The sequence below is a fragment of the Gordonia sp. UBA7599 genome, assembly GCA_002477755.1.
Lineage (GTDB): Bacteria > Actinomycetota > Actinomycetes > Mycobacteriales > Mycobacteriaceae > Gordonia.
The window spans coordinates 307-12,824 of sequence record DLKD01000103.1 but is presented as its reverse complement, the minus strand read 5'-3'; the positions used below and the strand labels follow the sequence as shown (position 1 = coordinate 12,824).

At 69.4% G+C, this 12,518-nt stretch carries 2 protein-coding genes; both read right to left on the bottom strand.

Features of this window, described 5'->3' with window-relative positions; genetic code table 11:
• A partial coding sequence (locus tag B4L26_RS11960; RefSeq protein ID WP_290719100.1) for a hypothetical protein occupies window positions 1–1,048 on the bottom strand: 1,048 nt, incomplete at its 3' end.
• On the bottom strand, window positions 1,045–12,507 hold the full coding sequence (locus B4L26_RS11955; protein WP_290719099.1) for a non-ribosomal peptide synthetase: 11,463 nt from the start codon (window positions 12,505–12,507) through the stop codon (window positions 1,045–1,047). The genes B4L26_RS11955 and B4L26_RS11960, both read right to left, overlap by 4 nt.
• Between the last annotated feature and the right edge of the window lie 11 nt (window positions 12,508–12,518).

Genomic DNA, 12,518 nt, shown 5'->3' with positions numbered 1-12,518 from the left:
GAGGGGGCACCACCGCCACCGGCGCACCATCGGCCACATGCACATACCCCGACCGCAACACCTCATGCCGATCCAAAACACCCGCAGCAGCCAAGCGCAACCGATCCACGTCCACATCACCATCAAGGGTCAAAACCGCGTGCGCGACGTAAACGTCAATACCCTCACCACGATCCCCATCAACCAACTCATGCTGAAAATAGAAACCCCGCTGCAACGGAGTCAACGGCCACACCATCGCACCCGGATACCGCAACGCCAAACCATCAAGATCGGCCTGGGTCAAAGACCCACCAGGGATATCCGACGGGCTCAACCCCACGTCCCCGTCACCGACCGCCGCGACAATGTCGTCTAGCTCGGCGATCCAGCGGCGCGCGAGGTCGTCGACGTCGTCGGCGTTGAGGACACCGTTGTCGTAGAAGAAGGTCGCCACGAGTTCGCGACCGGCACTTCCGACCACGGTGCCCACGTTGACCAGCAGCGTGTTGAGAGGACGCATCCGCCCACTGACTGTCGGGGGAAGGTCCGGAGCGTCACTGACGGGCAGCAGGACGTCGGTGAGATCGACCGGGGCCTCGTCGCGCTGCGAGCCGCCGCCGGCGCCGAGGAAGTTGAATCCGATGCTCGGCAGGGGCCGCCGCGACAGTTCCGAATCGGAGCCGAAGCGCAGCGCACCGAAACCGGCACCTAAATCGGGTTGACCCGCCAGTTCCTCCTTCGCCGCCTTCACCGCGTGGACGGCGTCAACAGCGGGGTCCACCCGCACCGGTGCGATCGTGGTGAACCAGCCCACCGTGCGTGTCAGATCGGCGCGGCCGCCACTGTGGGTCACGGCCGAGTCCTCGCGACCGTGCCGCTCGACCTGGATGAAAATCGGCCGATCGTCGGCGATCTGGTTGTCGCGCTGGTAGCCGCGGACGGCCCGCGCGAGGGCGGCGAGCATGACCTCGGTGCTACCGGTCCGGAACGCGTTGGGTGCGTCGACGAGGACCGCCTCCGAGGTGGCGGACGATACGCGGATCTGCACGGACTCCATACCGCTCATCGCCCTCCCTCCGGACTCATCGACGCCAGTGGCGTTGGCATTTCGGGCAACCGGTCCAGCCAGTAGTCGACCTCACCGGAGCGCTCCGACGGCTCGGCGGCCACCGCGGTGTACCAGGCGCGCATCGACGTAGTCTCGGGCCGCAGTTGCACCGGCGCACCGTCACGAAGCTGACTCCAGGCGGTGGCCAGATCCTCGATAAGGATAGGCCACGACACCGCGTCCACTCCGAGGTGGTGGATGGCGAGGACGACCCGCCCGTCATCATTTGCGTCGCGCAACAGGACCGCCGCGACTTGCAGGCCGATCGCCGGGTTCAGATGTGCCAGGGCGTTGGCGTGCGCCGCGCGGATGGCCTCGTCGAACGCCGGTGTTCCGACCAGCGCGTCCCCCGTCGACCGGGCGTCGGTCCATACCGCGTCGGCTGCCTCGACAGCGCCGGCGCGCAGGGTCGCGGTCGTGGAGTCCTGGTCGAAGACAGCGGCCAACGCGGGATGGTTGCCGACGACGCCGGCGAGGACCGCGTCGAGTTCGGCGCGGCCGAGTCCGCGCGGTGCCGCCAAGACGAGGGCTTGGGAGAAGTCGGCGTAGTCGCTGGGCCCGTCGGCGAGCTCGAGCATCCACGCGACGATCGGCGGCAGTGGAATGATCCCCTGTGCCACGCCGTCGGGCTCGGCCAGCAACGGCGTCGACGATTCCTGCTCACCGGCCAGTGCCATCGCTCGAACGGTGCGGTGCTCGAAGATCTCGCGCGGGGTCAGCGAAATGCCGACCGACTTGGCGGCCGACGCCAGCTGGATCGACATGATCGAGTCGCCGCCCAGGGCGAAGAACGACTCGGTGACCGACACCTCGTCAAGGCCGAGCAGGCCGCTGACGATGTCGGCGAGCGCACGCTCGGCTTCGGTGGCCGGGGCGACGAACTCCTCCTCCAGTGCCTCGCCAGGCTTCGGCAGCGCGTCACGGTCGAGTTTGCCCGTCGGGGTGAGCGGGAGGTCGGGCACGGCGATCAGCTGCGACGGCACCATGTGTCTGGGCAGGCGCTGGGCGGCCTCGTCGGTGATCGCGGCGATGTCCAGATCGTCGGCGTCGATTCCCGGCTCGGCGACGAGGTAGCCCACCAGTCGCGTCGCATTCTTATCCCCGACGCCGATCACCACGGCCTGCGCGACGCCGGGCTGCTCGCCCAGTACCGCCTGGATCTCGCCGAGTTCGACCCGCTGACCGTTGATCTTGATCTGGTGGTCGGAGCGGCCGCCGAACTCGATGTCGCCGGAGCTGTTGACCCGGACGATGTCGCCGGTTTTGTAGAGCCGCGACCCCGGTGCGCCGAACGGGTTGGCGATGAAGCTCGTCGCTGTGAGCCCGGGGCGGCCGACATAGCCGCGCGCCAGGCCGGCGGTCTCCAAGTACAGCTCGCCGAGCACGCCGTCGGGGACCTCGTGCAGGCGGGTGTCGAGGACTCGGGTGGTGAAGCCCCCCAGCCCGCGGCCAATCGTGATCGGCTTGCCGGGCAGCAGTCGGGCGCGGGTCGACAGGACCGTCGCCTCCGTCGGTCCATAACTGTTGAACACGCGGCGCCCGCGCGTCGCCCAACGCTCCACCAATTCAGGGGGGCACGCCTCGCCGGCGGGGCAGAGATTGCGCACGGTTTCCGCGCGCGCCGGATCGAGCGAGGCCAGGACCGACGGGGTGACCATCATGTCGGTGACCTCGCCGGCCTCGATCACCGCGTCGAGGGCAGTGCCGGCGTAATCGTCGGCCGGGGCGATCACCAGCGTGTGCCCGGCGGTGAGTGCCCACAGCAGCTCGAAGACCGAGGCATCGAAACTCGGGGACGCAACGCAGAGGACGCGCGTATCGGGGTCGTCGAGGCGGGAGCCGGTGATCTCCCGGGACGTGCCGACCAGGCTGGCAAGGCCCGAGTTGCTGACGGCTACGGCCTTGGGCTTTCCGGTCGAGCCGGACGTGTAGATCAGATACGCCAGGTCGGTGAGCCGGACCGGGTGACGGCGTTCCCCGTCGCGGATGGGCCCGTCGTCGAACGGCGCGGACTCCAATGCCGACAGGTCCAGCCATTCGACCGCGCCGCCCAGCTCGTCGCCGGCCGCGATGCCCAGGAGCGCCTCGCTGTCCTCGAGCATGAACGCCACCCGCTCGGCCGGATAGGCAGGGTCGACCGGCACGTAGGCAGCACCGGACTTGATGACACCCCACGCCGCGATGACGAAGTCGATCGACCGGCGGATACCGACGGCGACGACGACCTCGGGACCGACGCCGCGGTCGATGAGGGCGCGGGCCACCCGGTTGCTCCGGGCCTCGAACTCCGCGTAGGTGAGCTCCACGTCGCCGCAGATCAGAGCCGGATGGGTGAGGTCCAGGTCACGCTGGGCGAGAATGTCGACCAGCGTCCCCGTCTCACTGGCGCCGCCCACCGACTGGACCGCCCATGCGGGAGCGGTGACAGGGGCCGGCGCCGATGCGGCTCCGACGATATCGATGTCGCCGACGGCGATCGAGGGGTCGGCGATCGCCGCTGCGGCGATCCGCTGCCACACGCCGCCGAAGCGCTCAATCGTGGCGGCGTCGAAGAGCGAAGTCGCATACGACATCTCGATGTGCGGATCGTCGCCGAGGACGACGGTGAGCGTCAGATCGACCTTCTCCTCATCGACGTCGACGGGGAGCGGTTCGGCAACGATTCCGGCCTGGGCGAGTTCGGCGTTCTGGCCGTCAACGGTATTGACCGCCAGGATGATCTGGAACAGGGGTGAATGACTCAGGCTGCGATCGGGTGCCAGCGTCTGCACCAGCTGCTCGAAGTTGACGTCGGCGTTGGCGAAAGCGTCGACGTCGACGCGGCGCACCTCGCCGAGCAGGTCGGCCACCGACATCCCCGCGGCGACTCCTGTACGCAGGACAAGCGTGTTGACGAACATGCCGACGAGATCGTGCAACGCCGTATCGGTGCGCCCGTCGATCGGCGTGCCCACGACGACGTCGGTCGTCGCGGCCAAGCGTGCGACGAGAATGGCCACGAGCGCGTGGTGCACCATGAATGTCGTCACGCCCTGTTCACGGGCGAGGTCGGCAAGTCCGTCGACGGTCGCCGAGTCGATAGGGACGCGGACGCGGGCACCGGTCGGATCCGCCTCAACCGGTCGTGGCCGGTCCATCGGCAGGTTGGTGACCTCAGGCAGATCGTCGAGTTGGGAGAGCCAATACGCGAACTGGCGACCCAGCGGGGAATCGGGGTCGTCGGTGTCACCGAGCTCGGCGAGCTGCCACAGCGCGTAGTCGGCGTACTGAACCGGCAACTCCGGCTGGTCGGTCTGCGCGTACGCCGCGATCAGGTCACGAACGAACAGCGGGCCCGACCCGCCGTCGAAGGCGATGTGGTGGGCGATGATAAGCAGGTCGGTCGTGCCCTCGTCGGCATTGTCGAACCAGTACACGCGGATGGGCAGGTCGGTGCTCACATCGAATGGCCGCATCGCCGCCGCGGTCAACGCACCGAAGGAGTCGGCCTGCATCCAGTCGAGGCGCCCGGCAGCCTCTGCCGCAGGCATGATCTCCTGCCACGGCCCGTCGGCGTCGTCTGACGGATAGCGGGTTCGCAGGATCTCGTGACGGTCCAGGACGTCACCGAACGCGGCGTGCAGACGCGCGATGTCGACCTCGCCGCGCAGACGGACCGATATCGAGATGTTGTAGGCAGGCGACGACGGGTCGTACTGGTTGATGAACCACATGCGCCGCTGCACCGACGACAACGGGATCCGCTCGGGTCGCTCCTGGCGACTAAGCGCGGCGCGGCGCGGCGCGCCGCCGCTGTGGGCGGCCAGGTCGCGCACGGTCGGTCCGTCGAAGACGTCGCGGATCGTGATGTCGGTCTGCAGCGCATCGCCGACGCGGGCGGCCAGCCGCGTGGCCGAGAGCGAGTTGCCACCCAAATCGAAGAATGAGTCAGTCGCACCCACCTGCTCAATTCCCAAGACTTCGGCGAAAACCTGCGCCACCGCCACCTCGGCGTCGGTCGCCGGCTCCACGAACTCCCCGATCGCGGCCAACACCGGCGCCGGCAACGCCGCGGTGTCCAGCTTGCCCGTCGGCGTCAACGGCAACACCTCGACCACCAACAACGAACCCGGCACCATATAGCCCGGCAAACGCAGCGCCAGGTACGCGCGCACCACATCCACATCCACAGCAGCGCCGTGCTCGGGCACCACATAGCCGGCCAGCGCGGTGATCGCCGAAGTCCCCGACCTCGCGATCTGCCCGTCCTCGGCCACCCCGACCACCACCGCAGCCCCCACCCCCGGCGCCGTGGCCAACGCCGACTCGACCTCGCCGAGCTCGATCCGCAAACCCCGCAGCTTCACCTGGTCATCGGTGCGGCCCACGAACTCCATCGTCGGACCGCCCGACCCGTCGCGCACCACCCGCACCACATCACCGGTGGCATACATCCGCTGCCCCGGGCCACCGAACCGATCGGCGACGAAGCGCGTCGCGCTCAACCCAGGGCGTCCGACATAGCCGCGCGCCAACCCCGGCCCGGACAAATACACCTCACCGATCATCCCCACCGGCACCGGCTGCAACCGCCGATCGAGCACCAACACCGAAATCCCCACCATCGGCTCACCCAGCACCACCCGTCCGTCGAAGGCCCGCACCGCCATCGTCTGCGCGATTGTCGCCTCCGTCGCCCCATACAGCACCCGCACGTCAACACCGGACCACCGCGCCAACAGCGTCGGCGCCACCGCCTCACCGCCGACCAACACGCCCCGCAACGACGGCACGGCCGCCGGATCCACCGATTCCAGCACGCGCGGCGTCACAAACCAATGCGTCACCGCGTGCCGGGAAATCCATTCCTCCAGGGCCACACCACCGACCGCCTCAACTGGACGCAGCACCACCGCGCCCCGCGACGTCACAGCCATCAACATCTCCAACACCGACGCATCAAAACTCGGCGAGGCGTACCCCAGCACACGTGCCCCGGGACCCACACCCAAACCGACGTGCTGACCCATCGCATAGTTCGCCAAGCCCCGATGACTGATCACCACGCCCTTGGGCAACCCCGTCGACCCCGACGTGTAGATCACATACGCCACATCATCAAAAGAGACCGGTCGAACCAACTCACCCGCCGCGATCGGCACACCCGACAACCCCGCCAGCTCCGCATCCAGTGTGTCCCCCAGACGCACCCACTCACAGCCCGGACCCGCAATGGCGAACCCATCCACCGCCAACCCGAACCGCACTCCACTGTCTGCGACAATGTGCGCGATCCGATCCGCCGGATACTCCGGATCGACCGGCACATACCCCGCCCCCGCCTTGGCCACGGCCCACACCGCCACCACCAGCCCCGCCGAACGCGGAATCGCCAGCGCCACCACGTCACCGGCACCCACACCCCGGCCGACCAGCCAGCGCGCCAACCGATTCGATGCCTCATCCAACTCCGCATACGACAGCTCAACACCGAACGCATCCACCACCGCCACGGTGTCCGGCGCCTGGGCCGCCGCAGCCGTGAACAACTCCGCCAACACAACCGGCTCCACCGCCGGCGCCGAGACCATCGGCACCAGCTCCGCGCGTTCGGCCGGCTCCAAGATCGACATGTCCCCGACCGCGACCGTGGGATCAGCGGCCAGCGCCTCCAGGATGCGGCGGTAGCGCTGGGCGAGGGTGACGACGTCGGCCTCGTCGAACAGCCCGGGCAGGTACTTCAGGGTCACGTCCAGTTCGGCCCGGCCGTCGCGGGCGGCGGGTGCGGCCACCAGCGACAGCGGATAGTGCGTGGCATCTGCGGCCCGCACGTCGGTGACCTCGACGCCGAGCTGATCGCCCGCTGCGGCGAGGCCCTCGGCGTCGACGGGGTAGGACTCGTAGACGACGAGGGTGTCGAACAGTTCGCCCAGGCCGGCCGCCGTCGCGATGTCGGTGAGCGACAGGTGCTGATGGTCCAGCACGGTCGCCTTGCGAGCGGCCAGATCGGTCAGCGCATCGGCGATCGGGCGGTCGTCGTCGACGGTGACGGCGACGGGCAGCGTGTTGATCAGCAGGCCGATCATCGTGTCGGCACCGTCGAGCTCGGGCGGTCGTCCGGAGACGGTCTCCCCGAACACCACGGTGTCCTCACCGGTGAGCTTGTGCAGCAGCACCGCCCAGGCGAACTGCAGCAGAACGGCTGTGGTGACCTCGAGCTCGCGGCTGACTCGGCTCAGGGCCGCGGTCAGCTCGGCTCCGAGCGTCTCGTGGTGGTCGACGCTGGCGCCACCGGTGTCGCCGCGCCTGTTCGTCGCGAGCAGCGTCGGACCGGTGGCCGCAGCGAGGAACTCCCGCCACGCCTGCTGTCCCGCAGCGGCGTCGCTGCGCGCCACCCAGTCCAGGAACGTGCGGTACGACGGCGCGGGCGCGGTGACGTCGATCTCCCCGTAGCCGGCGAAAAGCTCGGCCATCATCAGCGGCGTCGACCACCCGTCGGCGAGCAGGTGGTGGTTGGTGATGATCAGGGTGCAGGAGTCGTCGGGCAGCCGCACGAACGTGAACCGGATCAGCGGCGCGCCCGACACGTCGAAGCGGGTGCGGGTCTGCTGCTCGGCGATGTCTCGCACTTGCCTCCGCACCGAGTCGATGTCGGCCTCCCCGCGCAGGTCGACCGTTTCCCACGGGGCATCGACCGCGGGCGCGACGACCGCGACCGACTGGCCGGACGCGGTCCGCACGAAGGCCGAGCGCAGCACGTCGTGGCGGTCGATCAGCCGCTGAGCGGCGACGCGCAGGCGCCCCTCGTCGATGCCGCCGCGCAGATCGACGGCCGACTGCATCAGATACGGGTCGACTCCGTCGGTCGCCTGTGCGGACAGTTCGCTCTGGAACAGCAGGCCTTGCTGCAGCGGCGACAACGGCCAGATCTGCGCGCCCGGGCGCTCCACCGCCAGAAGGTCGATCTCGCCCTGGGTCAGTTCGACCCCGACGATGTCGGACGGGCTCAGCCCCGGATCCGCGGCGGCGGTGACGTCGACCAGGTCCGCGAGCACCCCGGTGATCGATTCGCCGAGCGCGGCCAGTCCGGTCTCGTCCAGCACCGATCCCGCCCCCGACAGTGCGATGACGAATTCACGGCCATCCGCCGCAGGCACGGTGCTGATGTTGGCGGTCAGCGCGGGAGCGAACATCGCGCCGGCCACCGAAGGAGGCAGATCCGGACCGTCGCCGGTGACGGCAAACGGGGTGGCTGACAGGTCGACCGCTCCGCCTGTCGACGATCCACCGGCGCCGAGGTAGTTGAACACGATCGGCGGCAAGGGCCGGGCGGCGAGCTCGTCGTCGTGGTCGGGTCCCCAGCGCAGCGAGCCGAACGCGATGCCGTCGTCGGGACGCGTGGCCAACGCCTCCTTCACCGACTTCGTGGCGTGGACGAGGTCAGCGACCAGCTCCGCGGTACTCACGGTGACCGGGGAAACGCTGGTGAACCACCCGACCGTGCTCGAGAGATCCGCGCCCGGGGCGATCGACTCGACGCGCCCGTGGCCCTCCAGCAGGACCGACACCGCGGTGGCGCCAGAATCCGACGATAAGTCGAGGCGCGCGGCCGCGATCATGACCGCGGTAAGGAGCACGTCGTCGACGCCGGTGCGGAACGCTGGGGCCACCGAGCCCAGCACGGCCTCGGTCACCCGCACGGGGACCCGCACTTGCGCCAGTGCCGTCTGCGAGACGAGGACCGGCGCTCCCAGTGCCAGCGCCGAGGGCTGTTCGGGCAGGTGGCGGCGCCACACGTCGATCTCGTCGCACCGCTGCGCGCCCAACTCGGTCAACACTCGGGCCCACCGTCGCATCGACGTGCCCGCCGCGGGCGGCAGCGCAATCGGGTCGCCGACCGCCACCGCACCGGCTCCCGCGGCGAGGTCGCCCAGGATCGTCATCCACGACACCGCATCGACCGCGGCATGGTTGATCGCCAGCACCAGCCGACCAGCACCGTCGACACTGCTGCGCACCGTGGCGACCGCGACCATGGCGCCCGTCGCCGGATCGAGCGCGGCCAGCGCCGCCCGGTGCGCGGCCCGCAGTGCCTCGTCGAAATCCGCCGAGCCGGTCACCGCGTCGACGGTCTGCACGACGGCCCGGCCAGCGATCGACGTGACCGGTTCACCGGCACTCATCAACCACTGCCCGGCGGTCTGCGCCAGTCGTGCCGACAGCATCGGGTGCCGCGCGATCACCGCGTCGAGCACCGCCGCGACGTCTTCGTCGGAGAATCCGGCGGGCAGGTTGAGCACGGTGGACTGGTTGTAGTCGTCGAATGCGCCGGGCTGCGGTGACAGCTCCAGCATCCAGCGGATCGTCGGCGTGAGGTCGAGCTCGCCGATGCCCCCGCCGGGCAATTCCTCGAGCCGCACCACGGCCGTCGAGCCGGCGTGGGCCGCCAGCGCGCGCACGGTACGGTACTCGAAAATGTCGCGGGGGCTCAGCTCGTAACCGGCGCCGCGCAGGACGGTCGACAGCTGGATGGACATGATGGAGTCGCCGCCGAGCGCGAAGAAGGAGTCGGTGACTCCCACGGACTCCACACCCAGGATGCCGGCCACGATCTCGGCGATCCGCGCCTCGGCCTCCGACTCCGGCGCCACGCCCGCACCCGTCGACGCGGACGCGAAATCGGGCTCGGGCAGCGCGCGGCGATCTAACTTGCCCGCGCTGTTGAGGGACACATCGGTCAACACCTGCCACACGGTGGGCACCATGTACTCGGGCAGCGCTTGCGCGACGGACTCTCGCGCAGTCTCGACGTCGATGTCGCCGTGCCCGGACACGTAGGCGACGAGGTGCTCAGCGCCGGTCGGGGCCTTCGCCACCGTCGCTGCGGCATGCACCACCCCCGGCAGTGATGCGAGGATCGCTTCCACCTCGCCCAGCTCGATGCGCTGTCCGCGCAGCTTCACCTGGAAGTCTGTGCGCCCAAGGTATTCGAGTTCATCGCTGGCGTTGTATCGCACCAGGTCACCGGTGCGGTACATCCGCGCCCCCGGCTCCCCGAACGGGTCGGCGACAAACCGGTCGGCGGTCAAATCGCCACGTGCGGCGTACCCGCGCGCCAGTTGCACGCCGGCCAGGTAGAGCTCGCCGGCCACCCCCTGCGGCACCGGGTGCAGCCGCGAGTCCAGCACCAATACCGTCGTGTTCCAGACAGGGCGCCCCATCGGGACGGATGCGGCATTGGCGCCGATCCGGTGATAGGTCACCTCGACGGCCGCTTCGGTGGGGCCGTAGAGGTTGAACATCTTTGCGTGCAGGAGCTGCGCGGCGCGCCGGGCCAGCGCCGGCGGCACCGCCTCGCCCGACATCGGGAGATAGCGCAGCGCGCTCAGCCGGGCCAGACGCGCCGGGTCGATGACGTCGAGGAAGACCGCCAACATCGACGGCACGAAGTGGACCGAGGTGACCGCCTGTCGCTCGAGGAGCTCGGCGAGATACTGCGGATCGGTGTGCCCCCCGGGCCGGGCGACGACGAGCCTCGCCCCGACCAGCAGCGGTCCGAACAGTTCGGGCACCGAGACGTCGAAGGTGTACGGGGTCTTCTGCACGACGATGTCGTCGTGGCCCCACGGGATCTCGTCGAGCCCCCACCGCAGCCGGTTATAAACCGCGCGGTGGCTGACCGTCACTCCCTTGGGGACACCGGTCGAACCAGACGTGAACAGCGTGTACGCAGCGTGGTCGGGCCGCAGCGGTGTGCGGCGCTCCGCCTGGGTCACCGGCTGTGCCGTGAGGTCGGCCGGGGTCGAGCAATCCACGACGGCGACCGTCAGGCCGCGGGTCGCCGCGAGACCCGCAGCCGAGGTCTGCTCGTCGCCCGCCCGCACCGCCAGGACACGCGCACCGACGGTGTCGAGCATCGACTCGACGCGCTCGGCGGGGGCATCGGGGTCGATGGGCACGTACTGACCGCCGGCTGCGATCACCGCGTGCAGCGCGACGACCATCTCGACCGAGCGTGACAGGCACACCGCCACCGGGTCGTCGGGCCCGATGCCAGCCGCGATCAACTCGCGCGCGAACACCGCGACCCGGGCACCGAATTCGGCATAGCTGACGGTACGGCCCTCGAACGCCAGTGCCGCTGCGTCGGGGTTGGCGGCGATTTGGGCTTGCACCGCATCAGCGAGATGCTGCTCGTCGAAGTGGACCTGCGCGCCGCGGCCGACGAGCAGCACCGCTTCACGCTCGTAGCCGTCGAGGATCTCGATATCGCCGACCGGCCTCGTCGCATCGCGCAGCACGCCGTCGGCCACGCGTCCGAACGCCTCCGCGAGCGATTCGATCGTCGACTCGACGAACAGGTCTGCGTTGTACTCGATGACCCCGATCAGGGGTCCGGAACCGCTCTCGCCCAGGGGGTCCTGGACGAAGGTCAGCGCAAGATCGTTGTCGGTCAGATCGCGGAACAACTCGACCAGTTCGCCGCGGGTCTCGCCTAGTTCAAACGTCGCGCCTTGGGCCTCCTGCAGCACCAGCAGAACCTGGAAGATCGGCGAGTGGGCGGTGCTGCGCGCCGGATTGACTGCGTCGACGACCATCTCGAACGGCACCTCGGCGTTGTCGAGGGCGCTGAGGTCGACCTCGCGCACCATCGACAGCAGATCCGCAAAGCCGCGGGCCGGGTCGATCTCGGTGCGCAGTGCGACCGTGTTGACGAACATCCCGACGAGATCGTCGAGCTCGCGCTCACCGCGCCCCGCGTACGGGGTACCGATGACAATGTCGCGCTCACCGGTCATCCGTGCGAGGACGACTGCCGAAATCGCGTGCAGCGTCATGAAGAGCGAAGCATCATTGCGCCGCGCGAACGCGTCGATCGCAGCGACGGTTTCACGCGCGACCTCGAAGCGGAACGCCTGGGCCCGTTGGGTCTGCATCGGCGGCCGCGGGAAGTCGGTGGGCAGGGCGAGGAGTTCGGGGGCCCCGGCCAGCGTGTCGGTCCAGAACCGGAGTTGGCGCGCGGCCACCGACGTCGCATCGGCCGGGTCGCCCAACAGGCTCTGCTGCCAGACCGCGAAATCGGCGTACTGCACCGGTAGCGGCGCCCACGCGGGCTCGTGTCCCTCGGCGAGCGCCGCGTACGCCACCACCAGGTCGCGGGCCAGCGGCGCCAGCGAGCCACCGTCACCGATGACGTGGTGGACGATGAACACCAGGACGTAGGAGCCGTCCTCGTCGAGTAACAGACGCGCCCGCAGCGGGGGCGCGGCGGCCAGGTCGAATCCCACGCCGACGACGTCGGCGATCGCCTCCGACAGTCCGTCGGCGCTCACGGGTTGCGGTTGCGCCACATCGACGTCCAGCGCGTAGCCACCCGGCGCCAGCACCTGCTGGAAGGGCTGACCGTCCTCGTCGGTGACGAATCGCGTGCGCAGCACCTCGTGCCGCT